General features: G+C 55.6%; 22 protein-coding genes. 8 read left to right on the top strand and 14 right to left on the bottom strand.

Annotated elements, in window-relative coordinates; all coding sequences use genetic code 11:
• Positions 1–1,194 precede the first annotated feature (1,194 nt).
• The 8 genes from C6I21_RS07165 to C6I21_RS07200 all read right to left on the bottom strand — a co-directional run bounded on the left by C6I21_RS07165 (position 1,195) and on the right by C6I21_RS07200 (position 12,272).
• Positions 1,195–1,884, bottom strand: a complete 690-nt coding sequence (locus tag C6I21_RS07165; protein ID WP_105958759.1) for a class F sortase — start codon at positions 1,882–1,884, stop codon at positions 1,195–1,197.
• Between the two features lie 64 nt (positions 1,885–1,948).
• Positions 1,949–3,322, bottom strand: coding sequence for a copper amine oxidase (locus C6I21_RS07170; RefSeq protein ID WP_105958797.1), 1,374 nt, complete (start codon positions 3,320–3,322; stop codon positions 1,949–1,951).
• 512 nt (positions 3,323–3,834) lie between these two features.
• Positions 3,835–5,850, bottom strand: coding sequence for an iron ABC transporter permease (locus tag C6I21_RS07175; RefSeq protein WP_105958760.1), 2,016 nt, complete (start codon positions 5,848–5,850; stop codon positions 3,835–3,837).
• A gap of 3 nt (positions 5,851–5,853) precedes the next feature.
• Positions 5,854–6,957 (bottom strand): ABC transporter substrate-binding protein, encoded by a 1,104-nt coding sequence (locus C6I21_RS07180; RefSeq protein WP_245411562.1) that lies wholly within the window; start codon positions 6,955–6,957, stop codon positions 5,854–5,856.
• Between the two features lie 68 nt (positions 6,958–7,025).
• A complete protein-coding gene (locus C6I21_RS07185) occupies positions 7,026–8,213 on the bottom strand; it encodes a cation:proton antiporter (protein WP_181186147.1) in 1,188 nt (395 codons plus the stop codon).
• Positions 8,214–8,719: 506 nt separating this feature from the next.
• Positions 8,720–9,760 carry a helix-turn-helix transcriptional regulator gene (locus C6I21_RS07190; RefSeq protein ID WP_105958762.1) on the bottom strand — a complete coding sequence of 347 codons (1,041 nt, stop codon included), beginning with the start codon at positions 9,758–9,760 and terminating at the stop codon, positions 8,720–8,722.
• An 87-nt stretch (positions 9,761–9,847) separates the two neighbouring features.
• A complete protein-coding gene (locus C6I21_RS07195; RefSeq protein ID WP_105958763.1) occupies positions 9,848–11,212 on the bottom strand; it encodes a hypothetical protein in 1,365 nt (454 codons plus the stop codon).
• 133 nt (positions 11,213–11,345) lie between these two features.
• On the bottom strand, positions 11,346–12,272 hold the full coding sequence (locus C6I21_RS07200; RefSeq protein ID WP_105958764.1) for an AEC family transporter: 927 nt from the start codon (positions 12,270–12,272) through the stop codon (positions 11,346–11,348).
• A 160-nt stretch (positions 12,273–12,432) separates the two neighbouring features.
• Between C6I21_RS07200 and C6I21_RS07205 the strand changes: the two genes are divergently transcribed.
• Positions 12,433–13,356: a YusW family protein gene (locus tag C6I21_RS07205; protein ID WP_105958765.1), complete on the top strand. Its 924-nt coding sequence runs from the start codon at positions 12,433–12,435 to the stop codon at positions 13,354–13,356.
• A gap of 190 nt (positions 13,357–13,546) precedes the next feature.
• On the opposite strand, the gene C6I21_RS07210 is transcribed toward C6I21_RS07205, so the two are convergent.
• The 5 genes from C6I21_RS07210 to C6I21_RS07230 all read right to left on the bottom strand — a co-directional run bounded on the left by C6I21_RS07210 (position 13,547) and on the right by C6I21_RS07230 (position 17,585).
• The gene (locus C6I21_RS07210) at positions 13,547–13,813 is read right to left on the bottom strand and encodes a Txe/YoeB family addiction module toxin (RefSeq protein WP_105958766.1); all 267 of its coding nucleotides are present in this window, start codon (positions 13,811–13,813) and stop codon (positions 13,547–13,549) included.
• The gene (locus C6I21_RS07215; protein WP_105958767.1) at positions 13,806–14,054 is read right to left on the bottom strand and encodes a type II toxin-antitoxin system Phd/YefM family antitoxin; all 249 of its coding nucleotides are present in this window, start codon (positions 14,052–14,054) and stop codon (positions 13,806–13,808) included. The genes C6I21_RS07210 and C6I21_RS07215 overlap by 8 nt, the downstream gene beginning before the upstream one ends.
• A 574-nt stretch (positions 14,055–14,628) precedes the next feature.
• Positions 14,629–15,486: a hypothetical protein gene (locus C6I21_RS07220; protein ID WP_142393227.1), complete on the bottom strand. Its 858-nt coding sequence runs from the start codon at positions 15,484–15,486 to the stop codon at positions 14,629–14,631.
• Between the two features lie 89 nt (positions 15,487–15,575).
• A complete protein-coding gene (locus C6I21_RS07225; protein WP_105958769.1) occupies positions 15,576–16,811 on the bottom strand; it encodes a glycosyltransferase family 2 protein in 1,236 nt (411 codons plus the stop codon).
• Positions 16,812–17,585 carry a hypothetical protein gene (locus tag C6I21_RS07230; RefSeq protein WP_105958770.1) on the bottom strand — a complete coding sequence of 258 codons (774 nt, stop codon included), beginning with the start codon at positions 17,583–17,585 and terminating at the stop codon, positions 16,812–16,814.
• 237 nt (positions 17,586–17,822) lie between these two features.
• On the opposite strand from C6I21_RS07230, the gene C6I21_RS07235 reads away from it, so the two are divergent.
• From C6I21_RS07235 to C6I21_RS07250, 4 genes are all read left to right on the top strand, one after another.
• Positions 17,823–18,935: a hypothetical protein gene (locus C6I21_RS07235; protein ID WP_105958771.1), complete on the top strand. Its 1,113-nt coding sequence runs from the start codon at positions 17,823–17,825 to the stop codon at positions 18,933–18,935.
• A gap of 407 nt (positions 18,936–19,342) precedes the next feature.
• Positions 19,343–19,984, top strand: a complete 642-nt coding sequence (locus C6I21_RS07240) for a response regulator transcription factor (RefSeq protein WP_105958772.1) — start codon at positions 19,343–19,345, stop codon at positions 19,982–19,984.
• Between the two features lie 151 nt (positions 19,985–20,135).
• Positions 20,136–20,861 (top strand): copper amine oxidase N-terminal domain-containing protein, encoded by a 726-nt coding sequence (locus C6I21_RS07245; protein ID WP_210200635.1) that lies wholly within the window; start codon positions 20,136–20,138, stop codon positions 20,859–20,861.
• Positions 20,862–20,940: 79 nt separating this feature from the next.
• The gene (locus C6I21_RS07250) at positions 20,941–21,636 is read left to right on the top strand and encodes a hypothetical protein (RefSeq protein WP_105958773.1); all 696 of its coding nucleotides are present in this window, start codon (positions 20,941–20,943) and stop codon (positions 21,634–21,636) included.
• A gap of 318 nt (positions 21,637–21,954) precedes the next feature.
• On the opposite strand, the gene C6I21_RS07260 is transcribed toward C6I21_RS07250, so the two are convergent.
• Positions 21,955–23,622, bottom strand: coding sequence for a SulP family inorganic anion transporter (locus tag C6I21_RS07260; protein ID WP_105958775.1), 1,668 nt, complete (start codon positions 23,620–23,622; stop codon positions 21,955–21,957).
• 164 nt (positions 23,623–23,786) lie between these two features.
• On the opposite strand from C6I21_RS07260, the gene C6I21_RS16440 reads away from it, so the two are divergent.
• From C6I21_RS16440 to C6I21_RS07270, 3 genes are all read left to right on the top strand, one after another.
• Complete coding sequence (locus C6I21_RS16440; protein ID WP_181186148.1) at positions 23,787–23,990, top strand: hypothetical protein; 204 nt, start codon at positions 23,787–23,789, stop codon at positions 23,988–23,990.
• A gap of 111 nt (positions 23,991–24,101) precedes the next feature.
• Positions 24,102–25,205, top strand: a complete 1,104-nt coding sequence (locus C6I21_RS07265) for a Fic family protein (RefSeq protein WP_105958776.1) — start codon at positions 24,102–24,104, stop codon at positions 25,203–25,205.
• Positions 25,206–25,327: 122 nt separating this feature from the next.
• Positions 25,328–25,738 carry a hypothetical protein gene (locus tag C6I21_RS07270; protein WP_181186149.1) on the top strand — a complete coding sequence of 137 codons (411 nt, stop codon included), beginning with the start codon at positions 25,328–25,330 and terminating at the stop codon, positions 25,736–25,738.
• Positions 25,739–25,753: the final 15 nt, after the last annotated feature.

The raw sequence follows: 25,753 nt of genomic DNA on the forward strand, positions 1-25,753 counted from the left end.
ACCAAGCACTTCGTAACGGACCATCCCCAGCCAAAATCGGAACACCTTCCGCACCAAACCGGACCAACTTTCCAGTCCCCCGGACCACCGGCCGCCGAAAACCACACGGCGGCCCCTCTGCTCCAAACCGTTCTCCGCTCCGGCAGATGGCGGGCCGGGCAGTTCGGCCCGTGGTTATTAAGCAGTTGGGTTTACGGAAGCAGCAGTTTCATGTCATTCGGAAAACACCGGACCAAAAACTGCCGCCCGCGGACCAGCATGGCTCACTATCGGACCACAGCAGCCCTGCAGCGGAACAGGATCAGCCTTTATCGGACCAAGCACTTCGTAACGGACCACCTCCAACCAAAATCGGAACACCTTCCGCACCAAATCGGACCAACTTTCCAGCCCTTCGGACCACCGGCCGCCGAAAACCACACGGCGGCCCCTCTGCTCCAAACCGTTCTCCGCTCCGGCAGATGGCGGGCCGGGCAGTTCGGCCCGTGGTTATTAAGCAGTTGGGTTTACGGAAGCAGCAGTTTCATGTCATTCGGAAAACACCGGACCAAAAACTGCCGCCCGCGGACCAGCATGGCTCACTATCGGACCACAGCAGCCCTGCAGCGGAACAGGATCAGCCTTTATCGGACCAAGCACTTCGTAACGGACCACCTCCAACCAAAATCGGAACACCTTCCGCACCAAACCGGACCAACTTTCCAGTCCCTCGGACCACCGGCCGCCGATAACCCACGGCGGCCCCTCTGCTCCAACCCGTTCCCCGTTCAAGCAGATGGCGGGCCGGGCAGTTCGGCCCGTGGTTATTAAGCAGTTGGGTTTATAGAAGCAGCAGTTTCATGTCATTTGGAAAACGCCGGACCAAAAACTGCCGCCCGCGGACCAGCACGGCTCGCTATCGGACCACGGCGGCCCTGCAGCGGAACAGGATCGACCTTTATCGGACCAAGCACTTTGTAACGGACCATCTCCAGCCAAAATCGGAACACCTTCCGCACCAAACCGGACCAACTTTCCAGCCCTTCGGACCACCGGCCGCCGAAAACCCGCGGCGGCCCCTCTGCTCCAACCCGTTCCCCGTTCCGGCAGATGGCGGGCCGGGCAGTTCGGCCCGCGGTCCTTAAGGGGTTGGCAGATGGCGGGCGCTCCTCAGCCCGCAGTCTCTCCTCATCCAAAAAAGAAGCCTTCCACCCGTCAGGATGGAAGGTCTTCTTTGAGAACGGTATATACGACGAGCCGCTGATCATGGGTGCCCGCTTCGGAGTTGAATTCTCCGGTGCAGGTAATGAGATTGAGCTGGCTGCGGTACGAATAACCGAAGATTTTCTGAAGGGGAGCGTCTTCACGGTCGTATGCTTCACTCGTCTGAACGACGAACACACGGGCTTCCCCAGACTCATCCGTGACGATAATCTCATCGCCCTCCTCCAGATCCTCCAAGTCGAAAAACACCGCAGGGCCGGTTCTGCTGTCGATATGACCTGCCATCACCGAGCTGCCCTGTTCGCCCGGCTGATAGCCGCCTTCATACCAGGCAACGCCGTCCATCGTCGACGGCTCATCCATCTGCCCGCCCGGCAGCAGACCAACATCCTCAATCTCCGCGTCCACCCCGATCGCCGGTATCTCGATACGGTGCGGCTCGATGCCGGTACGCTCGTAACTCATGATGTCACTCTCTGATGATGCGCCCGCGAGCTCACTGGGACGCGGGAGCGAAAACGACGTTTCAGCTGACTGGTCCTCCGATCCAGTTGAAAGAGTCTCCTCCTCCGGCGCTGATTCGTCTACTTCTGCTGTATTCTCCACTTGTGTTTCGTTATTCGTTTCTGCTGCACATGCTCCAAGAAAAAGGATCATCACAGCCCACAGCCAGCGTTTCATCGTTATCACCTGCCATTTTTTAAAAAGACAGAGAGGGAACGCCCCCTCTGTCGTTATTGGAAAATTACTGCTGTACTTTTGGACGGCGTGTCATGAAGACTACCGCAGATGCGAGAAGGATCACAGCGATGCTGTACAGGTACCAAGGTGTCTGGCCTGCTGCTTCACTCGTTCCGCCGAGACCGGTACGCGGCATTTCAGAAGGCATCCCGGACTCAAAGTTTTCCGGGAACTGATCCACGATTGCGCCGGACATCATTTCGCCGACACCGAACATGTGGCCGTAAGCTTCACGGACGTTCTCATACGTTGTTTCATAGTCGCCTGCTTCGTAGCTGTCAAACGCTGCTACGAGCTGGTCCACGTGCATCTGCAGACCGTCGGCCAGTGCGCCTGCTTCCAGACGGTTCTCTGTTGCATCAGACAGGAACTGGGAGAACGTGTCACGGTAACCGGCGAGGTTATCGAGCGCTTCCTGCTGTCCCGCTTCGTCTTCTTCAGCGGTTGCTGTTACATAGTCAACGAAGAAGTCGATATGTTCACTCCACTGTTCATTGAAGGCATCGCCTGCTTCTTCCCCGTAAACGCCGCTGATCGCTTCCGTCAGTCCTTCGGTGTTGTCATTCAGCGCGCCGGCAGCTGCTTCGAAATCCTCCGCGCCGTCAATGCCTTTTTGCATCGTGGTTACGGCAAGGCCTGCGTGCTCGGAGAACAGGTAGTTCAGGTCGGAGCGCAGGTCGGCGGCTGGTGTGTCTGCCATGGAGCCTTCGAAGTCTTCGTCAAACTGGTCGACGATGGCGGTCGAGAGGCCTTTGCTGACGCCGTACATGTGGTGGATGGACTCGCGGATGTTGTCATAGGCGGAGTCGAAGTCCCCTTCATTGTACTGGTCGAATGCCCAGACGAGCTGGTCGACGTGCATCTGCAGTCCTTCGGCGAGGGCGCCTGCTTCAAGCCGCTCATCGGTAGCGCCTTCAAGAAACTCGGAGAAATCGGCGCGGTAGCCGTCAAGCTGTGTCAGTGCTTCTTCGCGTCCGGCTTCATCGCCTTCGGCTGTTGCAGTCACGTAGTCAACGAAGAAGCCGATATGGTTTTCCCACATTTCCTGGAACATGCTGCCGGCTTCTTCACCGTAGACGCTCTCAATCGCTGCGGTTAAGTCTTCTGTGTTCTGCTGCAGGGCGCCGGCAATCTGATCAAAATCTTCAGAGCCGTCGATGCCTTTCTGCATTGTAAATACGGCCAGGTAGGCGTGTTCGGAAAGATACTGATCAAGCGTGGCGCGGAGGTCCGCAGCCGGTGACGATACCGTCGGTGCGTTTTCCATGCTGTTTCCGTCTCCGCCGTGATCGCCGTGATCATCAGCAAATGCTGTCGCTGTCGGCAAAAGCAGTGCCGCACTCAGTGGTACTACTGTCAGGGTACGCTTCCAATTCATTTTCATGTTCGAACACCATCCTCATTTAATTTGTTTTCACCCAAGCTAACGAGACGGATGTCCGAATGGATCACTTTTTTCGAAAAAACTTTTTTCTCTTTTTTATTAATAGTGGTCTAAACGCCGGTGTAGAGCGGTTTTTCCACTATGAAAAATTTATCATAATAATACCGCGGGCTGGGAAGCGCCCGCCCTCTGATTGAAAACCGGCAGAGGGGCAGCGCCGGGTGCGGGCGCTGCCGGTGGACGGGGAAGTGGGAATGGGCCGGTGCGTAGTGGGAATACCCGCTGGGGAAACGGGACTATTCCCTGCCGAAGCGGGAATTCTCAGACCTTGTGGGAACGCACCCCCTGCTTATGGGAATGCACCGCCGGCTTATGGGACTCGGCGCTGCCGTTATGAGACTCCGCGCTTCCGTTGTGAGACTCCCCTCCACACGCCGGTGACCGCCGACATCTGCCCCAACAAAAAAATCCCGGCTCTTCTTTTTATAGAAGAAACCGGGATACAGCTATTTCTGTTTTCGCATCAGCCATAAGAAAAACGGTGCGCCGATGAGGGCGACGACGATGCCGGACGGGATTTCTTTCGGCGCCAGCACGAGCCGGCCGAGTCCGTCGGCGGCCATGAGAAGCGTTGCGCCGAGCACCATAGCGAGCGGCAGGAGCCGCCGGTGGTCCGTTCCGGCGAGAAGCCGTGCCAGATGCGGTGCGACGAGGCCGACGAAGCCGATCGTGCCGACCGCGGACACGGCGAAAGCGGCAAGCAGCGTGCCGAGAATCGTCACCGTCCACCGCGTCTGCTGCGGCGCCAGCCCGAGGCTTGTCGCCGTCTCATCGCCAAATGCGAGCAGATCGAGTTTTTTCAGATAAAAGACTGCAAGCGGTACGAACAAAATGAGCGGCGGCAGCAGATACGTATACAGTTCACTCCAGCCGCGCGCGTACGTGCTTCCGGAAAGCCACGTCAGGGCAGTCGCTGCATTCAAGTTGTAGCGGACGACGAACAGCTGGATCACCGCTGTGCCGAGTGCCGACACGGCAATACCGAGAAGTGCAAGCACCGCCGGCTGAAACTGCATCCTCCAGGCGAGGAAAAGCACGACCGCAACCGCCGCACACCCGCCGAGAACAGCGCCGACCGGAATCCAGACGGCGGAAACGGCCGGGAACGCAAACAGGATCAGCATTGCCCCGACGCCGGCACCGGAGGAAATTCCGATAACGGACGGATCAGCAAGCGGGTTACGCAGCACGCTCTGCAGAAACAGACCTGCTGCGGCAAGCATCGCTCCGGCTACCGCCGCGACGAGCACCCTGGAAAGACGCAGATCAAACACGAGAAAACGGAGACTTTCCGCTTCCGGATCGGTAAACGCGCGCCACGTTTCCACGATGGCGAAGCCCTGACTGCTCACCGCCGTACTGAAGAAAAACGACGCTAGAAGTGCAGCCGCAGCAAGCGGCAGCACTACAGCAAACGGCCACGGCCGGTTTGCCATCGTCTGCGAGGAGCGCCTGGAGGCACCGGCAAAAAATGTGCCGCGGTACTTCCAGATCAGCCATATGAGCCACGGTGCGCCGATAAACGCCGTCACCGCCCCGACCGGAAGTTCCCGGGCAGACTGATCGATGATTCTCGCAAGAACGTCTGCACCGATGAGAATGGCCGCACCCCAGATCATCGACCCGAGAAGAAGCCAGCGGTGCATGTACAGCCCGAGTATGCGGAGCAGGTGCGGCGCGATCAGACCGATGAAGCCGATCGGCCCGACGACGCTGACGGCGGCCGCGGTCAGAAGCGTTGCCCCTAAAAAGACGAGCACCTTTAAAAAGACTAAGTTTTCGCCAAGCGCACGCGCCGTCTCTTCGCCGAGAAGAAGCACATCAAACTTCGGAGCAAACAGAGCGAGCACGACGGCGGAAACGACGATCCACGGCAGCATAAACAGCGTGCCGTTCCAGTTCTGCTGCAGCAGTGTGCCGTTCCCCCATAAAAAGAGACCGGCCGTTTCGTACTCATAAAAAATCTGGATGACTGACGTAAAGGCGGAAAACGCGAGCGTTAAAATCATGCCGGAAAGTGCCATTCGCACCGGCGAAACGGAAATACCGCCGGCGAGCGCGAACGTAATCACCGCCGCAAAAAGTCCGCCGGCAAGCGCCAGCACAAACCCATTTACAGCAAACGGAAGAAACACCGATCCTGCCACAACAACAAAATACGCCCCGGCATTCACTCCGAGCGTCGCGGGAGACGCAAGCGGGTTTTTCGTCAGCGTCTGAAACAGCACCCCGGCAGCGCCGAACGCGGCGCCCGCCAGAATACCGACCACGAGGCGGGGCAGCCTTACGCCGCGGACAATTTCATGATTCACGGTATCTCCGCTTCCGCCGAGGACATCAAGCACAACGGAAAATGGAACGGCATTGTTTCCCTGGAGGACATGAACCGCTCCGAGAACAGACAGCAGAGCTGCCCCGACCGCTAAGATCAGAGCAGCTCTCCCTTTTGCCTGTTTCTGCATCGTTTACTCTTCCTCAGTCAGCGCGTTCACCACTTCATCTGCAATGACCTCTGCAGAGAGCGGCCCGCCGAACGTCCACGTATCGCCCGGCAGCGCATAGACACGGTCGTTTTCTACAAAATCAAGACCTTCCCAGACCGGGTTGCCGGCGAGCTGGTTTTCAAATACGTTGTCATCTTCCTGAACGATATGCATGAAATTGGCGTCACCGTAAGGCTCAAGCGCTTCGACAGACGTTTCCGTGTAGCCGTACACCTGGAATTCGTCCTCTTCAAACGCGTTGGAGATACCGATGCGGTCGAGGATCGACATGAGCATCGAGTTATCATTAAAGAGACGGAGCGTCGCCTGCTCGTTGGCACTGAATGCCTGGGAAACGACAAACTCGTTCTCTGCTGCCTCCACGCCGGAAAGTGCTTCTTCTGCTTCCGCATACGTATCTTCCAGATCACTCAGCACCGTTTCCGCTTCGTCTTCGCGGCCGACAGCGGATGCGATTTCGTTGAATGTCGTTTCCATTTCCTCATACTGGCCGCCTTCCCCTTCTTCCGGGTACGGGTTGAACATCACCGTCGGCGCAATTTCCTCGAGGCTGTCCGCGATCGCTTCATGTCGGAACGACGCCGTAATGATCAGGTCCGGCTCCAGACGCGCAATCTCCTCGAGACTCGGCTCCTGGCGCGTACCGACATCCACTGCGTCCCCACTAAGCTCTTCCTCAATATTCACCCACTGGTTGTAGCCTTCAATATCCGCTACACCTGCCGGCTGGACGCCGAGTGCAAGCAGATCTTCCACGTAAGTCCACTCCAGTGCCACGATCGTTTCCGGCTCTTCCTCAAGCTCGGTTTCTCCGAGCGCGTGACTGATCGTGATTCCGTCACTGGACGCTTCGTTTTCATCTGATGTATTATTTTCCGACGGCTCTTCTTCTCCGCCATCTTCATCGGCATTCTCATTGCCGCCGGTGTTCTCTTCGTTCATGTTATTCTCTGCCGTATTTTCTTCGGCCGGCGCGTCGTTTTCCGCTCCGTTGTTCGATTCTTCGTCCGTTCCGCCGCATGCAGCGAGCAGTGCAGCAGTTGAAAGCAGCATCCATTTTTTCACGACTGGTCATCCCCTCATTGATAAAGATTCTCATTCTCGTTATATCGTACTATTCCAATCTGCATCCGTCAATCTTTTTTTGCCATTTTCGCAGCGGCCGGGTGGATGGCGACGCTCTGCACGAGCAGCGACAGCAGGACGACGGTGAAGCTGATCGACGTAAGTATGTCGATATTCGGGGCACTCTCCTCCTGCAGCTTGAGGATGAGGTAGATCGAAATCGCACCCTTCACGCCGGAGATGCTGATGAGAAACCGCTCCATCGGCTCTGCCCGGTGCGTAATCGGCAGAAATCGCAGCAGTCCTTCAGCGACGAGCCAGCGCGCGGCGACGGTCACGAGAAAAATGGCGGCGCAGATGAGCCACAGTCCGTGGGTTAAAAACGGCGCGGCGGCGATGCCGATGAACAAAAACAGGATCGACAGAATCGACGCCTCGGCCACCCCCCAGAATCCGTCGAGCGCCTCGCGGAAGTGATCCTCTTTTTCGCTCACTTCAAACGTGTGCGACAGCACGAGCCCCGCGCACACGACAGCGATCACCCCGGACATGTGAAGTGCTTCCGCCCCGAGGAAAACGGCGTACGCGACGACGATGCTCAGCATGATCTGATACTGGCGGTCGTGCGTAATATGTACGGCTTTACTGAAAAGCCAGCCGGCGGCAAGGCCGAGCGCCGTGGCTGCAATCGTGGCGAGGAACAGTTCCAGCAGTCCGGTCATGATCGTCTGCTCACTGCTCGTATACCAGCCGAGCAGAAGCGTGAACGCGACGATACTCGTTCCGTCGTTGATCATGCTTTCCCCCTCGACGACGCTGACGACGAGCTCGTCGTTCATGTCGCGCGAGAGAATTTGAATGACCGAGACGGGATCGGTCGGAATGAATACTGCCGCAAGAAGCATCGCCCCGGAAAACGTCACTGACGCCGCCGGACCGGCGATGAAATAAATCACACTTCCGGCGAGGCCGATCGTCAGCACGATCCCGAGCGTACTGAGCGAGAGAATGCTCCCTGCGTAACGGCGGAAAAGCGATGCGCGGAACTGGTACGCCCCGACGAATAAAAGCCCTGGAAGAAGCACGTGGTAGATGGTATCCGCCGTAATCGACAGTCCGGAAAACGCCGGAATAAAGCTGAGCACAATACCGACGCCTGCCAGAAGGGGCGGCGCCGGAAGCAGTTCCTTATGTTTATCGAGTGTAAATACGAGATATCCGATGAAAAGCAGAATAATGTACGGAACGATATCCACGGGCGGTCCCTCCACAGAAAGAAAGATTCTACGTGAAGCTTTCCCTGAAAAGGCGGGGAGGAAACCGGCGGCCGTCCGAAGCAGATGGCTGCGGCGGTTCCGGCCGCAGCGGTTGTTCGGGGTGAGGGGGTGGTCAATGGAGTCCCACAATGAAGGGGCGGAGTCCCATAACGGCAGCGCCGAGTCTCATAAGCCGGCGGTGTATTCCCATAAGGAAGGAGTGCGTTCCCAAAAGGCCTGAAAATTCCCGTTCCGGCAAAGAATAGTCCCACTTCCCCAGCGAGTATTCCCACTACGCACCGGCCCATTCCCACTTCCCCATCCACCGGCAGCGCCCGCACCCGGCGCTGCCCCTCTGCCCAAACCGCCCGCCGCATCCAATCAGATGGCGGGCGTCTCCCAGCCCGCGGTGGCATAAGCGTCCTGTCTGTCTCCGCATGAACGCACCGCGGAACATAAAAAAAGAAAGAAGCGGTATGCTTCTTCCTCTCTCATCAAACGCCCACCTACACCTGCAGGGCTCGGTATTTTTTCGGTGTCGTTCCTGTATGTTTTTTGAACACTGCCGTAAAGTACGGCTGGCTGCCGTACTGCAGCGACACCGCGATGTCCTGAATCGGACGGTTCGTTTCCAAAAGCTCCTGCTTCGCCCGTTCGATCCGCTGCTGGTGGATAAACTGCATCAGCGTCATATCGCTGTGCGCACGGAACTTCGACGATAAATAATTCGGATGCAGGTTCATCTGCTCCGCAATGCTGCTCGTCGTAATCGGCTCGTTTAAATGCTCCTCAATGTAGCGGCGGATCCGGGCGATAAACGCCGGATTGTCTGCTTCCGTCTCCTCATGCATCCGCTGGTAGTACTGCGCATACATCTGCTTTTCCAGAAGCAGCACTTCCCCTTCCGCACGCGCCTTTTCAAGATCCTCCGCCACCGTATCGAGAATGCCGAGCATCGTCTCTGCCTCCGCACCGTTCTCCAATGCCGCGCGGCTTAAGAGCGCACCGGCTGTCCGGACGCGGTTTTTTGCGTGAAACAGACGGCTTCCCGTCCGGTCCGTATGCTGGTACAGCGCCTGAAGCAGCTCCAGCGTTTTCTCATCAAACTGGCAGGCACGCACGTAGTAGGACTCGATAAACTCGCGGTGCAGCCGGCGCAGCTCTTCCAGCAGCTTCCGGCCGGGAAACACCTCCGCTTCCTCTGGATAGGAACCGGTATACAACTCCAGAAAACCGGCGAACAGTGCCGGAAGCTGCTCCGCATCCGTAAGCACCATCTCCACCGGCACCGCATGTCCGTCCGGAACCAATTCCAGCGGCACCGCCTCCGGCTTCTCGCCGACAACCGCAATCGGCCCAATCAAAATATAGCCCGCACGGAGCGCCGCCGAAATATAGTAAGACGACGCCCGGTGCCACAGCATTCCGGATGACTCCGCCCCTTCATGAGCCGGAAGTACCGTTCTTCCTTCCATCCCGGTTGTAATTTCCGTCCCTGACGCCCATTGAAACACTTCCTCGCACTCTTTTAACAACCATTGATGCATACCGGAAAAACCCCCATCTACTTGAAACGTAGCACATTATTACTCATATCGGCATACATCTGCGCAGATTAAAGTCCCAGATGAAATTTACAGCAATAAAAATGCCACACCCATACCGACAAGACAGTACACCGCCGCAAAACGCAGGTTGTACATCGAAATCCGGTACGGATTCTCACTCAGATTCATCGCCGTCATCTGTGCAAACAGCCCGTACGTATTCACCGTCAGCGTTGCAATCGACGCCGTAATTAAAAGCACCGAGAAACTCATCGGGCTGATGAATTCCATAATAAGCGGCGCCACCCCGCTTAAAATACCGATCGTCGCAATCGGGTGCACCCCGAACAGACTCATGAAAATAAAGCTCCCCATAATGAGCGCAAACAAGACGAGCGGCATATCCGCCGACCCTTCAATCGGCGCACGCAGCAGCTCCAGCACGCCGCTTTCCCCGAGCGCCTCCGCGAAAAACGACAGCGTCAGAAACAGCACGAAAAAGTGCTCCATCCGGTTCGTCTTTTCTTTCCAGTTCGTCCAGCCGAGCGTAAGAAAACGGCGTGTCCGGCCGAGGACCAACGCCCAGCCGATCGCAAATGGAAAAATGACGAGCGTGACGGTCAAAATAAAGTCGAGGCCGCTCACGTTCCCGACGGTGATGACCGCTGCAAGAAACGCACTCAGTGCGGTCAGCATGTGCGCCATTTTCCGCACCATCAGCCGCCGATTCTGATCTGTCAGCGCTTCTCCGGCGTGCGGAAGCGTCTCGCGCTGCCACTTGAAGCGGCCCCAGAACACATCGATCATAAACGTCAGCCCCGCCGTCAGCATGAGCCACGGCAGCAGGCCGACGTACGAGACGCCGGTAATGGAGATCGTGAGTGCGATCAGCACTTCCAGCGGACTCCAGACGAGCGCGAGCGCATTGCCGCGGAGCGTCGCTTTACTGATAAACGCGTTGCGCACTTTTGTCGGCAGCTCCTTTAAGTTTTTCCGGAGCAGCCCCTGGGCGATCGGAGCAGCCGATAAATTCAGAAACGACGTCAACAGAAGCGACGTAAACAGACTGCGCGGGTACATCCGGCCGAGGTCCGCAGCCCCTGCTTCCAGAAGCATCGAAATCCGCTTATCGAAGCGGCCGCTTTCAAACACGCTCTTCATCCACGGCAGCATGAGAATGAGCGCCAGCAGGCTGTAGTTGTCCGTCAGCATCCACGGAATCTCCGTGATGCCGCCTCCTGCAGAAAAATGAAACAAAAAACCGGCAGCGAGAAACCCCGTGCCGAGCACTTTAAACAGACGCGGCGCTCCCGGAAACGAGAGCACCAGCAGAATGACGGCCGCGCCGGCAAGAAACGCATCCAGCTGCGGCAGTCCGATAAACACATTGATCATATACAGCCCGAGCACCGGGGTGTATATCAGGTACAGACGATCTCTCCACGATGACACAAACGTCCCTTCTTTCCTTCAGTGCCGAAACCGATTTCGGCCCCTCATCATAAAGCGGCCCACGTAAATGGACCGCCGTTTTCCCACACTTCTTCAACAAATTTCCTATATAAGTATACACCCGCGTGCACGGCTATGCAAACAGCACCCGGGACAGGTAAATGACGACCGTCACCGTCGCTGCGCTGAATATCGTCGAGAACAGCACAATCTGTGCGGCGTACTTCGGGTGCATGCGGTATTCCTGCGCGATGATTGCACTGTTCACCGACGTCGGCATCGCAGACGCGATAAACAGCGCCTGGGCAAGCATACCCTGCACTGGAAGAACGAGCAGAATGACGAGCGCAATCGCCGGACCGGCAATCAGCCGGACAGCGGCACTTGCGTACACCGACAGCCGCACCGGCAGAAACTCAAATGAGGCGACCTGCGCGCCGAGCGTAAACAGCGCGATCGCAATCATCGCATCGGCCACATACTCCGCCGGCGTCCAGACAAACGCCGGGAGCGGCACCTCGAGCCATCCGAGCAGCACACCGAGCACCATCGCGTACATGACCGGCATCTTCAAATACCCGAGCAGCGCCCGCAGCTTCCCGATCGACGCCGCCTGCAGCGAAAAGACGCCGTACGAAAATAGAAACACATTCTGCAGCGTCATCATGATGACCTGCACCCCCATCGCAAGCGGATCGCCGCGGAACACGAGGTCATTGACCGGCACGCCGTAGTTTCCGGAATTATAAAACATCAGGCTGTTCGTAAATGTAATCCGGCGCGACTGCGTGAGCCCCGCCATGCGGCTCAGCCCCTGCCCCGCCAGAAACAACAGCACGGTATACACAATAAAAAACACCAGCACGAGTCCGAACAGACCGAGCGCAATGTCATTGTCGTACAGCTCCACAAAAATAAACGCCGGCACAACAAAATAAATATTCAGCTTCGCCAATGTCTGCAGATCCATCTTAAATTTCAGCTGCATCACGTACCCGAGCAGCATGATCACAAACACCGGCAGCAGAATATCAAGAAGAATCAATCCTAACGCATTCATACCGCCACTCCCCGTCCACACACATTTCCTTCTATTCTACGCCTCCCTCCCGTTTCTTTCCAGATGACTTTTCTCACCAAATTCTAATCTTCCCTTCATTGTCCTCTCACTCCCCGGAGGTACAGTGAACCTAGAACCAATCACGAAAGGATGATTTGACATGAAAAAAGTACTCACTGGAATCACAGCCATCACACTGCTCGCCGCATGCGGAGCAGCCGACGTCGAGCCGGAGAACAACCAGAGCGAATCAATCGACACCAACGTCAACACGGCCGAAAACGAAGCCGCAGGCACATCCGGGGAAAACGACGTACCGGAAGAGAACACCGGAGATGCAGAGGCAGACGCCGGCGGCAATGAGCCGTCCGCTGAAGAAAACGCGCCGGTAGAGGCGGCTGCGGAAGATGATAATGGAGCCGCGGACGGAGAAGAGACTGCCGGGGACAATGAAGCAGGGTCGTTTTCCTATGAAGAATTTGATCTGCAGCTGGAGTTTACCGATGACCGCGAGTGGGAGTTTGAGTATGAGCGCGGGGATTCGGAGATTGAACGTGACGACGGCGAGAGCCTGACAGGGGATGCGGCAGCGCAGGAGATCGAGTCGCTGTTTGCGGATGTAAACGTGGCGGCAGACCGTCCGATGGCGGAGATCAAGCAGGAAGTGATTGAAGCGGCAGGCGCGGATCCGTCGGAGGTCGAGGAGTTTGATCTCGATGTGAAGACGGCTTCCGGGGAGGAGATCGATGTGGATCATGAGTACAGCGGCGGCGGCACGATCCGCGAGCTGGATCTGGACATTGATTTCACGAACGGCGAGGACGTGGAGTATGAGTTTGAAGCGGACGACAATGAGGCGGAAATCGAGCGCCGGGATGACAGTGAAGTGGAAGGCGCCGAGGCCCTTTCAGAAGTAGAGGCGCTGATTGGTGCGCTTGATGTAACGATGGATCACTCGATCGATGAGCTGAAGGAGCAGCTTTACAGCGCGCTCGATCTCGATGCCGATGAGGTGCAGAAGGTGGATCTCGACGTCGAGTTTGACAGCAGCGAAAGCATTCAGTTTAAGCACGAATGGCAGTAAGTTCGAACAACGCAGCCCGCGGATAAGCGGGCTGTTTTTTTGTTTTGGGCGCGGGTTTAGAGAGCAGCGGACGTTTTTTCAGGCAGTCACTGAATGACCGCTGCGGCACATTCTGCCGCAGCCATCTGCCTCTACAGATTTCAAAAGGCTTTCCGGCAGATTCCGGAAAGCCTTTTGGAGCAGGGGTATTCTAATAATGGTAGCGGCACGCAATCACACAGATCTGCTGTTTATCAACGGTATACACCAGCCGATGTTCGATATCGATCCGCCGGCTGTAAAAGCCGGCCAGGTTTCCTTTTAATTTTTCCGGTTTTCCGATACCCTCAAGCGCTCCGTCCCGCTCGATGCGTTTCAGCAGTTGATTGATGCGTGTAAGCATTTTTCTATCTTTCGTCTGCCAATATTGATAATCCTGAAACGCATGATGCGTAAACAAAACATTGAGTTTACTCATCGATATCCACAGTCGTCGTATTCTGATCGTTTAATTGTTGAATCGATTCGGATAAGCGGTCCGCATTGCTCGGATTGCTTATCAGATAAATAGTTTCCATATACTGGTTGTATTCCTCCTCTGAAATCAGAACGGCATTCCGCTCTTTGGTCGTAATCGTAATGGCTTCCTTGTCATCGTTGACTTTCTCGATCAGCTGCTTAAAATTCTTCCGTGCGTTGGAGTAATTCATGACACTTATTGTGATCAGCCCCTCTTCTTTGATTGTACATTTAATTGTACAATTCGTCTACATATCTGCAGAAAAACAAGCCTGCAATGCCCCAGCATAGGGGGCAGCGGACTTGGCTGCCGGTGGATGGGGAAGTGGGAATGTGCCGGTGCGTTGTAGGAAAATCGGCTGAGAAGTGGGACTATTCCCTGCCGAAACGGGAATTTTCAGACCTTGTGGGAACGCACCCCTTTCTTATGGGAATGCACCGCTGACTTATCGGACTCGGAGCTCCCGTTATGGGACTCCGCACCTTCATTGTGGGACTCTCCTCCTGCCGCCGAGTCTCCCCACTATGACAAAAGGCGTTCCGGAATTTTCCGGGACGCCTTTTGTCGATAGTCGAATCGAATAATGATAGCGGCAGGGTCTCACATTCTATGGATACTCATCTACGGTATATACAAGCCGATGGGCGATACTGATTCAGTGGCTGTAAAAGCCGGCCAGGTTTCCTTTTTCATTTTGACCAGTATCGTCCAGCGTCCCTTCCGGTCGAAGCGGACGTTTTTCACAGTCCCGGAACAGCCAAAGCCATCCCCCACTACTCCAGTGCCTTTTTCGCGAGCTGGCTCCAGATGAGGTCGAAGAAGTGGACGTCTTCGTAGCTTCCGGGAGCGCGGACGAGGGCTTCCGCGCGCTCCTGCCAGCTGCGGGCGAGGTCCTGCTCACCGCGCGCCGCGGCCCAGACGGCGGCGGTGCCGTATACGGAGGCGGATTCCACCTCGGAGGCGGGCGCTCCGGTGGCACGGATGGCGCGGCCGGGGAGCTTGTCTTCCTCTTCCCACATCTGCACGGTCCAGTTCCAGAGCGGATCGGCGGAAACGCCGAGTGCTTCGCTTTCTGCGCCGGCGAGCATCTGATCGACGAGGTGCACTTCCTCTTCCCGTTCGTATTCTCCGCTCTCCGGCAGAAACCGCTCGGGAAAGAACGGATCGATGGCCGCGTCTTCATATACTTGGCGCATCGCCTCCTCCTCTCCCGGAAACGGCCCGTAGCTCAGGACGACGCGGGCGCTCGCTGCCTCCTGCTCCCAGTCATAGAAATCAAGCGGCAGGCCGTCTGCGAGCTGATGCTCGCGGGCGGTCTGCCGCAGCGCGCTGCGGAGCGCTTCATCTGCGGTATAGTCTGCGATGCGGCGGTCATCGATCCACGCGTTGACCGGAATCTTCTCCTCCCCTTCGATCCGCCAGTGAAGAAACGCCGATTCTTCTGTTTCGACCAGAAAAACGCGGCGGATCATCTCTTCGACTTCCGCCTGCCCGCTCCTGTCTCCACGCTCGTGCTTCCACTGCAGGTAGAGACCGGCGGATTCGGACAGGTATTCGTCGGAATCCGGGGTGCCGTAAGAGCGGATGCGGCCGTCTTCTTCCATATAATGATCCTGAATCACCTTATCCACTTCACGTGCCTCCCACCCGGACGGCGTCACCCAGAACCACACAGCCAAAGCGGTGAGCAGAAGGCCAGCACACAGCAGCGTCGTTTTCATCAGGCGACCGGCCGATTTTTAAAGCGGCGTGTTTTGTCCCAGCCGATGACCTGCTTTTTGATGAGGCGCTTCCACAGGTAGATGGCGGCGCTGCGTCCGAGCAGGAGGACGAAGAGCTGGGCGTAAGTGAAGTACATGATGAGTGCGGTCAGAACGTTCACCGGGGTGACGGTGCGGTCGATGACAAGTGCGCCGATGAGCTGGGAAGTGTAGACGATGTAGCTCATGAACCAGAGCATGAGAACGGGTGCGGCGAAGACGGGTTCAAACAGGTCGAACAGGCTTCCGATGAAGAAGAGGTGCGAAAACAGGAGCAGAACGGCGAAAAAGAGATAGACGGTTACGTGCTGGATCGAGTGGTAAAAGGCGCGTTTTTTCCAGAAGGTTTTCGTGAAAAAGACTTTTTCCAGCAGGTACAGGTTGCCGATGAGCCAGCGGGTGCGCTGTTTGATGAAGGTGCGGAGGGTTTCAGGCTCCTGCTCCCACGTGCGTGATTCGGGCTCCACCGGCAGAAGCCAGCCGGCAGCGGTCAGACGGATGGTGAGCTCGGCATCTTCTGCAAGTGCGTTCATGTCATAACCGCCGATGTCTTCGACGACGCTTCTGCGGAGAAGCATGTTCGTTCCGGCAAGCGAGCCGGTTTTCATCATCTGCCAGCGCCCGCACTGCATGAGAAGCTGGAACACCTGGAACTCCAGCGTGATCATCCGCGTGAGCCAGTTCGTATCGGCATTCCGCGTTTTCACGTAGCCGACGGCTCCGGCCGCACGGTCTGTCGTTTCCGCTTTCTCCACGAGACGTTTCACCGCATCCGGTTCCGGCTGGTTGTCCGCGTCAAAGACGACAAAGTACTCGGTATCCGTGATGGAGAGCCCGTAGTTCAGGACGCGGGATTTCCCCTTCGGCGATCCGTCCGGGACCGCAATATAATGAATGCGGCTGAAGGCTTCTGCAAAGGAACGGCCGATCTCCCCTGTGTCGTCACTCGACTGATCATCAAGCAGAAATACCTGAAGCTCACCGGGATAGGAAAGGCGGCTCATGGCCGTAAGCGTATCCGTCATCACCACACCCTCGTTGTGCGCCGGAATAAGCACCGATACCGACGGATACGACGCCATTTCCGCTTGGGGGCGTTTCCGTATCCGGTACGTCACCCCGGCGAGCGTGACGAGCGAATAATAGACGAGCAGCAGCCAGAAAAACGACATGATGAAGATCAGAATGACGTTCATCTACGACACTTCCTGTCCAGCCAGAAGTGCATCCACCTGCGCGGCGAAATCGACGACCGCTTCACTGTGGACCTCGACCGGCATACGCACGAAGTTCAGCTGCCGGTGCAGTCTTTTTTCCAGCCGCTTCAGCACAATCCGCTCCCCTTCTTCGTTCGTATTCTGCAGGCAGAGGAGAACGCTGTTTTCCGACGGACGGGTGACGAGATCGTAGGAGTCCCGGACGCTTAAAAGCGCCTCCTGCACAATTTTCTGCAGCACTTCCCGCTGCGTCGTTGGAGGGATATGATCGGAAAGCGTCAGACGGACGAGACGGCTCATCTCTCCGCGGCGTTTCATTCCGGCCTCTACTGCCTCCCCGCGTTCCAAAAACTCCGTCATGGAAAGGGCCCGGGTATCCACATCAAATTTTTCCAATTCTTTTACGCGCAGCTGGAGAGCTGAATAAGCCTCCGCTCCTTTCTTTACTTCATGCATGAGCACCCATAACAGGAGAAGCGACGCCGTGAGCGCCAGATGGGCCTGGATCAGCAGATACTGCTGGCTGTCGAAGTAGGCCATCTGGAGAGCAAAAATCGTCAGCCCGAAGCCGTAGGTCAGCGAAATGGTGAGAAGCAGCAGGAAATTCCAGACGGACCGGAGGACGCTCATTAAAACGACGGCTGTGGTCAGGACGACAAGGTGAATTACCGTATAAACGGAAGGCAGCGTCAGGTGAATCAGAAGGGAGAAACTAAACAGAGCCAGAACCATCGACAGTCGCTTGACATTCATAACAGACAGCCACCTTCCTCTAAGACAAAAGAACGTTCATTTTTGTCGTTTTTTGTCTTAACATGTCTTTTTTCTTAGTATACCCTTTAGAAGTTATTTTTATCTGTGTAAAAGTGCGTAAAAAGGCTCAGCCTTTATTTTTAATTCCTGACATAAATTAACTAATGATTCTGGCAATTTACCTTCCATTCTTATATACTAGGACTTAACTACATCTTAGAGAAAGGCGGTGGAGCAATGGACACTCCCCTGCTGGCAGAAAAGGTCTGGACATTATCCGGAGAGGCACTTTGTGAGGAATGGGAACGTCTCTATCAGAAGGAGATAGACCCGGCGCATCCGGATGCGTATTTACAGGTCGATTTATTTCTTTTCTGGTGCAGAGCTGCGGAGGTTTCCTGGGAGTACTGCGCAGATCGGAAACAGCTGGAGAAAAACTGCTATCTCCTGGTACATAATCTGCTTCATGCCTGCGGGGAGCGGCAGTGGTCCATAAACGAACCGCTCACTGCGCTGTATCAAACCGGTCTGCGGGAAGCTGCCTTCCGAAACCAAGGGGAAGTTCAGCGGATCATACCGGGTGTTTATCCGGATATGGCGAATGAAAACGTGCTGAATGCCTTAGCCGATGTACTTGCCGGCGAATCTCCTGAAACCGTACGTCCTCTTCTTCATGCAGATCATTCAGAACCGATGACGGACACTCAGAAGGCCGTTCTCTCGATAGCGAGAACGCTTATTCATTCATGCTCCAGCAGAAATTATCAGCTGTATGCATTCCTGGAAGAATGGCGCGGCCGGCTGGAAAAAAGCCGTATGCTTGCAGTAAGCCTGAACGTCCACAGCACGGTGGCAGAAACTGCATCTGACATGGTGACAGACCTCCAGGAAGAAGAAAAACGACTCCTGCTGCAGAAAGAAATGCTCGCAAAAGCCGTCACAGCTGCACAGTTCCGCCTGTATGAAGCAGCAATTCAGAAGGCCGGCTTTCTGGATCCATACACAGTAGAAGCACAAAGCCTTGAAGAAGAGCTTGTACAGAGCGCGGCACCGTTGGAAAACGAGCGGCTCCGCAAGCAGCTGACAGAAAAGATGCTCGCCGGACAGTTCGGCAGAAACCTGCCTGCGCTTGAGCGCCTGACTGTACTGCTGAAAAAAGAGCAGCAGCTTCTGCAGAAAATCACAGACCTCCGCAATGAGCTGAAGCAGGTTTCCCGGGAACAGCGCCGCTCCATCCGGCGGATGCACCTTCTTACAAAAACCTGGCACCTCTCCCATCACCAAAACCTTCTTAACGACACTCCCCCAAAGGCACCTCTCGTCCAGGAATGGATATTTCCCGGGAAATAATACGCCGGATAGAACCAGCTTTTAGTTAACTAGAAGCTGGTTCTCTTCATATCAAATTAGCTCAAACCCACTTGTTTTATAAATATTGGAAATAAGTAAAACAAATTAACTAGGCTGTTCTGTTCTATTGTTAATATCTTTTGATAAGCGATAGACAATATGTGCACTTCTTTATATACTTCTCGGTAAATAATCTGCCTACACATTTGGTATGTATAAGGATCGTTCGTAAGTTTTCATTCCATTTACGTTTCATCATTTTACTCATAAGAAGTTTCCCCTCCAGATAATCACAGCTTCCCCGCACTTTCCTCTCCGCACGTTTCTATGCAGGTTCTAAACCTGCACGTATCCATGAAGAGCATGGAAACCAATCATTTACACGACGTTGATCAGGAGGATGTTTTATGAAGCACGTTTATTTTATAGCAGACGACCGGACGAAAACGCTTGATTCTGTCACCCTCCCCACCTCCTGCGAACTGCACCTGCTGGCCGAGCCAGCAGAATTGTACAATCATCCTCCAGGACTGGTATTGTGGCAGACCGATTCACCGATGAAACAGTATCTTCTGTATAAGGACGGCCTGGATTCCGCATTCTGCTTTGTGTACCTGCCTGCAAAGGAGCAGATCGAACAGAGCAGCGCGCTTCTTATGAAAGAAATCGCCGGGCTGATCAGCTGGGAAACATTCATTCAGTATAAACAGCAGTGTTTTGCAGCGTTATTTAGAAATTACATACTTGTCGAACCGGAAATGCACTACGAAATGGCCCGGCTTATACAGGAATCCAAACAGTTAAACCGTCCGATCCGAATTCTCCGGCTTCAGGAGGAAAACGTTCCAGCGTTTCTCACTGATAAAGAGAAGAAGGTACTTCTATTACTGGCTGATGGACTGGGCACACAGGAAATAGCGGATAAGCTGTACTATTCCCCCAAAACTATCCGCGGCTATTTCACCAGACTGTTAAGAAAAACCGGAAATAAAAGCAGAACGGACCTCGTAGTCCAGGCGTACAGAGAGAAGTGGGTGGAAGCGGAATAAATTATTTTTCCTACGGCACATCCAGCACCATAAAAACTAAGGGGAAAGCTGGGCGGAAGAACCTGTACGTTCTCGTAAAAAAGTTCGTGCCTTCGTGTATAGGCCGGTAAGCGGAAGCAGGATATGATAAGGAGACCATGGAGAAAGGGTGATGACGATGAAACGACTCCTTTTTCTGCTGCTCGTCCCTCTGCTTCTCGTAACAGCCTTCCCTGCCGGTGCCGCCGCTTCCGTTCAGCTGGATGAAGGGATTATCCGCGACTCGCGTACGCTGCTGCCTCTCCGCAGTATTTTTGAGGCGCTCGATGCCGACGTGCACTACGAAGCCGCGGACAAATCAATTACGGCGACGTCCGGAAAAGACACGATTTATTTGAAAATCGGCTCGAAAACCGCCCGGAAAAACAGTCAGACGATCCAGCTCGACACGGCTCCGCTCATTCAGAACAGCCGCACGTACGTCCCGGGACGGTTTATCAGCGAGAGCCTCGGTGCGTCGGTGGACTGGAACAACACGACGAAGACGATGGAAATCCGTCACAACGGGAACGTGTTTACCGTGCCGACAACCGTGCAGAACGTGTGGGGAAAAGGACTTTACCGCGTGCATAACGTTTCTGGAGTAAGAGGCGGACTCACGATTCAGAATGAAACGAGCCGCTCCATGGATTTTGTCATTGATGTTGCATACAGTCATGTCGGTTATTTACAAGGAACGGCTGTGAAAAATGGTACGACGGCAGTGTACGGCCCGGACCGACATAACTGCACAGTGACCTTTACGAGAACAGGCAGCACGATTAACGTGAACGAGACACCCGGCTGCCAGTATCATCACGGCGTCGGCATCTCATTTGCATTCCAGTACCGGAAATAAAACGTCGTTTTGCGCATCTTTTTGTAAGCACCTTCGTCTACACCGGCAGAATGGATTCGGAGACGAAAGGATGAGGCAGATGAGTGTGCCTGTACAAGTGAAACCGGAGAAGAAATGGGCGATGGAGTATGCGCTGATGAACAGCCGGAGTTTTTATCTGCCGGTGTGTGAGCCACGGCCGATGCTTGCGGCGAGGTGGATGACGCCGGTAGTGACGAGAGATATGCCGCTGGAGGCGGTGCGGCGGCAGATTATGTCCGAGCAGGAGACAGTGCTGTTCGTGCACCCGCTGTCGTTTTCGGAAGAGATGTCAGACGGGGAGCGTGCGCTGCTCCCGGCGGTGCCGCTTGCGCAGCTGAAGTCGAGGTATCCGGGTGTGGACGAGGTGAACCGGCCGGTCCGGGACGGGCGCTATACGCCGCACGCGCTGTATTTTCCGGACGTTCCGGTGACGCGCTCGGCATATGAGTCGTTCCCGGTGTCCCTCATGATGGCAGCGCCGGTGCTTCCGGCACCCGGCGCGGAAAAGGAACGGCTTGAGGAACTGAAGCACCGCCTGGAGAAAACGCTCGCGCTCGCAGCGAATCTCGGACACCACCACGTTGTACTCGACGCGTTCGGCCTTGAGGAAAACGGCTTTTCCGAAGTGGAGGCAGCGGCGGCCATGAGCGACGTGCTTTCGCAGAAGACGATCCGGAGCTGGTTCTCCACGGTGACGATCGCCCCCGGCCACCGCGGGGAGAACGCGCAGCGGGCGTTTGAGGACGTGTTTTAACGCAAAAATCAGGCTGCGGCTGGTACGTCATTGTACCGGCCGCAGCCTTTTTGTTCATCATGGCGGGCGGTATCAGCCCGCGGTCAATCGTACTGTTCCGCCTGGAAAAGCTTTCCCCAGAAAAGCGGACCAACTCTGAGCTTTATCGGACCAAAAATGGCCTCCGGCGGAACAGGAACGCCCCGGAGCGGAACAGAATCAGCTTCTATCGGAACAACCGGCCTCTGCCGGACCAGGAAACGTGCCCGGCGGACCAGGTTCCAGTCCATATCGGACCAGGTTTGGAACAGACCGGACCACCTCTGCTCTGACCGCCGGCTAGATCATGTAATCCTGTTCCGGCTGATGCTGCTTGACGTAGTAGTCGAGCGAGATCGTGAAGACGGCCCGGCGGGTGCGCTCACTCCAGCCGGCCTTGTCGATCAGGTCGGCGACGGGGCCTTTGACGTTGACGAAGCGGAGCGTTAGATCACCGTCATCGTAGCGGTGCAGCATCCGCTCCATGGACGTGATGCCCATCGTATCGATGTCGTTCACGCCGCCCATATCAACGACGATATGGTAGCGGCTGCTTTCTTTATCCTTCTCGTGAATGAGTGATTCGATCTGCTTTTCGACGTACTCGACGTTGGAAAAATGGAGCCTGGCGTCAATCCGCAGCAGAATAAACTGCGGCACGCGCACGGCATGATCGAACCGGTTCACGTCGACGTAGCGCCGGTTTTTCGCATCCCAGCCGAGCTCGACGATGTGCGGATGCGAAATCCGGTTCAACAGAATACAGAGCGAGACGCCGACCCCGACGAGAAGGCCCCACTGCATGCCGATCGTCAGTGTGGAAACGAACGTCACGATCCAGACGACGCCGTCGGACGGTTTGACGGCGAACGTTTTCCGGAGCACACGGAAATTAATCAGTCCGGCGACGGCGGCGAGAATGATCGCCGCAAGCACGGTCTGCGGAAGGTAGTAGAACAGCGGTGTAAAAAAGAGAAGCGTGATGATGACGCCGACGGCCGTAACGATGGAGGAGACCTGGGATACGGCGCCGTTCCGGTGATTGACGGCACTCCGCGAAAAGCTTCCGGTGACGGCGTATGCGGAGAAAAGCGAGCCGATGACGTTCGCGCTTCCGATGGCGCGCAGCTCTTTATTCACGTTTAACGGCGGACTGTCGCGCCCGGCGAGCGTTTTCGTAATCGCGAGCGATTCCATCATGGCAATGAGCGCGATCGTAAGCGCCGTCGGCAGCAGGATCTGCAGGGCCGGAAACGACACGTCCGGTACCTGAAAGGCAGGAAATCCCTGCGGCACGTCTCCGACGATGGCAACGCCTTGTGCGTCGAGGTTCCAGAAGGACGCGGCAGCGATCGTGCCCGCGGTCACGAGCAGCGGCACCGGCAGCCGGCGCGTGAACTTCGGTATGGTGACGAGAAGGACAAGGCTGATCAATCCAACGAGAGCGGTCGGCCAGTGAATGCCATCGACGTTTTGCACAAAGGCAGTGAAAAGCGGGATGAGCTGGTTTTCGCTTGGCATGCTGATGCCGAAGAAGCTGCCGAGCTGGCTCATGCCGATGATGATGGCGACGGCGGAGGTGAAGCCGCTGATGACGCTCTGGGAGACAAATTTGATGAGTGCGCCGGCGTTGATGAGGCCGAGGGCGAGCTGCAGGACGCCGACCATGAGTGTGAGGATGAGGACGAGTGTGATGTAGCTTTCACTCATAGGCTCGGCGAGTGCGGAGACGCCGGTATATATCAGGATGGACGCCATGGCGACGGGGCCGACGGCGAGATGCCGGGATGTGCCGAGCAGGGCGTAGATGAGGAGCGGGATGGTAGCGGCGTAGAGTCCCATGACGGGCGGCAGTCCGGCGAGGAGCGCGTAGGCCATGCCCTGTGGGACGAGCATGACGAGGACGGTGAGTCCGGCGGTGATGTCCTGCTGGATGTCGTTTTTAGTGTAGGGTTTTGGCAAATTCATGGCGTGCGGCGCTCCTCTCGTAGTGTGCTTTGTTTATTTTAGCATGCAGGAGTGGTTTTTTCAGGTGGAGGTGGGGTGGTTTGTGCCACGAACGTTTGATTTCGTGCCACGATGCGGGCTTTTCGTGCCAATTTTGGAGCAGTTCGTGCCTTTCCCGAAATTTCGTGCCAAACGCGGCGCGCCGCGTGCCGGAATCCAGTGGTTTCGTGCCAAAACAGACGACAACCGTGCCACGAACCGCCAACACACTCATCCACTTCCGGCCGGAAAATCCCGGCCGGCCCTTCACCCGCTCCGGAGCAGGCAGATGGCTGCAGAGCAGCGGTTATTTTGTTTTTCTTCTCGGGAACCGCACCGCGTCAGCGTGAGAACTTGAAAAAGAAAAGGCGTTTAAAATTATATAAATTTTATCATAAAAAGACTAAAATCATTTTATATGATAAAATTATTTAATAAATGATCACAAAGGAGTTGAGACGATGAAAACGCCTTACGATCTTCCGCTGCTTCCGATCGCATTTTCTGCGGAAGAGGAACTTGGTTTTTATAAGAAGGCTGCGGATACGGCGGTAAAGTTGGAGAGACTCCGGCAGAAAATGCATTACTCGCTCGTCCGCGAGTCGTTTATTCAGCTTCTCACGTTAAAAGAGTCCGTACAGTCTACGCGGATAGAAGGTACGCAGGTAACATTTCATGAAATGCTGGAGGATGAAATCGACCACCAGGAGGATTGGGAGCGCATTGAAGTCCGTAATTACCGGCGGGCACTGCAGGCTGGAATGGAAGCTGTCCAGGCTGGCTATCCCTTATCCGAAAGGCTGATCAGACAGATGCACGCGATTCTTATGGAAGGGGCCCGGGGGAGTACCGGCGCAGAGGGGGAATACCGCAGAATTCAAAATTTCATCGGTCCGACAAAGCATCAGAAGGATGCCTCGTACGTACCTCCGGAGCCTCAGCGGATGGGAGAATACATGTCGAATCTGGAGCAGTATATTAATGGCCATCCTTACAAAAAAGAAAGCGATGATCCGCTTCATCCGCTGATCAAATCTGCGCTGATTCATGCGCAGTTTGAGTCTATCCACCCCTTTCTGGATGGGAATGGCCGCCTGGGAAGAATCCTGATAGTTCTTTATTTAATGCGGACAGACGTTATCGCTTCCCCTGCCTTTTTCCTAAGTGAAGAGCTTGAAAAAGAGCGGTTTCGTTATTATGCGCTGTTAAATGGTGTGCGTGCCATCGGGAAATCTTCGCCGGACTGGCATTCCTGGATCCACTTTTTTCTGGATGCTGCTTCCCGGATGGCGGATGCGCAGTCTGGCAAACTCGACCGTGCCGAACAGTTGTATCAGGACGGCCTCACCCAGCTTCATACTCCCTCTGCTAAACAAGTATGGAAAGTAATGATGATGTATCCGGTCTCCACGATAAAGCAGGCTGCGGAAACGGCAGGTATGCCGCTGCCGACGGTACGAAGGGCGTTTCAGGAACTGGTGCAGCAGCAGCTCGTTTTCTCCGATGACCGGAAACGAAATAAAAAGTTTTTTCAGTATGACCTCATTCGTATAATCGGTGATTAGAACGCGGGTGCGGTTTTTTCAGGTGGGAGCGGCGTGGTTTGTGCCACGAATGTTTGATTTCGTGCCACGATGCGGGCTTTTCGTGCCAATTTCGGAGCGGTTCGTGCCACTCCCGAAATTTCGTGCCAAAAGTGGCGCGCAGCGTGCCGGAATCCAGTGGTTTCGTGCCAAAACAGAAAGTGATCGTGCCACGAACCGCCAACCCATTCATCCACTTCCGGCCGGAAATCCCGGCCGGCCCTTCACCTGCTCCGGAACAGGCAGATGGCTGCAGAGCAGCGGTTATTTTGTTTTTCCTCGGGCGCGCCGCGTCAGTTGCGCGGCGTTTCGCATCATTTCCGGTGCGCGCCGCGTCAAATCGGGAAGCGGCCGCGTCAATGGATGAACCGATCGCGTCATTAGATCGGGCCCGCGTCAAAACAAGCTCACCGCGCGTCATTGGATCGGCCTACCGCGTCAAACCGAAGCCGGTTCGCGTCAGCGCGATAAACCGAAAAGAAACCGCCGGCCGAAAGACATCGGCCGGCCCATAATAAAAAGATGGAACC

Source organism: Alkalicoccus urumqiensis (assembly GCF_002993335.1).
Lineage (GTDB): Bacteria > Bacillota > Bacilli > Bacillales > Salisediminibacteriaceae > Alkalicoccus > Alkalicoccus urumqiensis.

Excerpts from the sequence above, each read along its gene's own strand:
- C6I21_RS07205 (WP_105958765.1), top strand. The coding sequence starts at position 12,433 with ATGAAAAAAGTACTCACTGGAATCACAGCCATCACACTGCTCGCCGCA.
- C6I21_RS07235 (WP_105958771.1), top strand. The coding sequence starts at position 17,823 with ATGGACACTCCCCTGCTGGCAGAAAAGGTCTGGACATTATCCGGAGAG.
- C6I21_RS07250 (WP_105958773.1), top strand. The coding sequence starts at position 20,941 with ATGAGTGTGCCTGTACAAGTGAAACCGGAGAAGAAATGGGCGATGGAG.
- C6I21_RS07200 (WP_105958764.1), bottom strand. The coding sequence starts at position 12,272 with ATGAATGCGTTAGGATTGATTCTTCTTGATATTCTGCTGCCGGTGTTT.
- C6I21_RS07165 (WP_105958759.1), bottom strand. The coding sequence starts at position 1,884 with ATGAAACGCTGGCTGTGGGCTGTGATGATCCTTTTTCTTGGAGCATGT.
- C6I21_RS07260 (WP_105958775.1), bottom strand. The coding sequence starts at position 23,622 with ATGAATTTGCCAAAACCCTACACTAAAAACGACATCCAGCAGGACATC.
- C6I21_RS07225 (WP_105958769.1), bottom strand. The coding sequence starts at position 16,811 with ATGAACGTCATTCTGATCTTCATCATGTCGTTTTTCTGGCTGCTGCTC.
- C6I21_RS07190 (WP_105958762.1), bottom strand. The coding sequence starts at position 9,760 with ATGCATCAATGGTTGTTAAAAGAGTGCGAGGAAGTGTTTCAATGGGCG.
- C6I21_RS07240 (WP_105958772.1), top strand. The coding sequence starts at position 19,343 with ATGAAGCACGTTTATTTTATAGCAGACGACCGGACGAAAACGCTTGAT.
- C6I21_RS07170 (WP_105958797.1), bottom strand. The coding sequence starts at position 3,322 with ATGAATTGGAAGCGTACCCTGACAGTAGTACCACTGAGTGCGGCACTG.
- C6I21_RS07265 (WP_105958776.1), top strand. The coding sequence starts at position 24,102 with ATGAAAACGCCTTACGATCTTCCGCTGCTTCCGATCGCATTTTCTGCG.
- C6I21_RS07230 (WP_105958770.1), bottom strand. The coding sequence starts at position 17,585 with ATGAATGTCAAGCGACTGTCGATGGTTCTGGCTCTGTTTAGTTTCTCC.
- C6I21_RS07175 (WP_105958760.1), bottom strand. The coding sequence starts at position 5,850 with ATGCAGAAACAGGCAAAAGGGAGAGCTGCTCTGATCTTAGCGGTCGGG.
- C6I21_RS07245 (WP_210200635.1), top strand. The coding sequence starts at position 20,136 with ATGACGATGAAACGACTCCTTTTTCTGCTGCTCGTCCCTCTGCTTCTC.
- C6I21_RS07210 (WP_105958766.1), bottom strand. The coding sequence starts at position 13,813 with ATGAGTAAACTCAATGTTTTGTTTACGCATCATGCGTTTCAGGATTAT.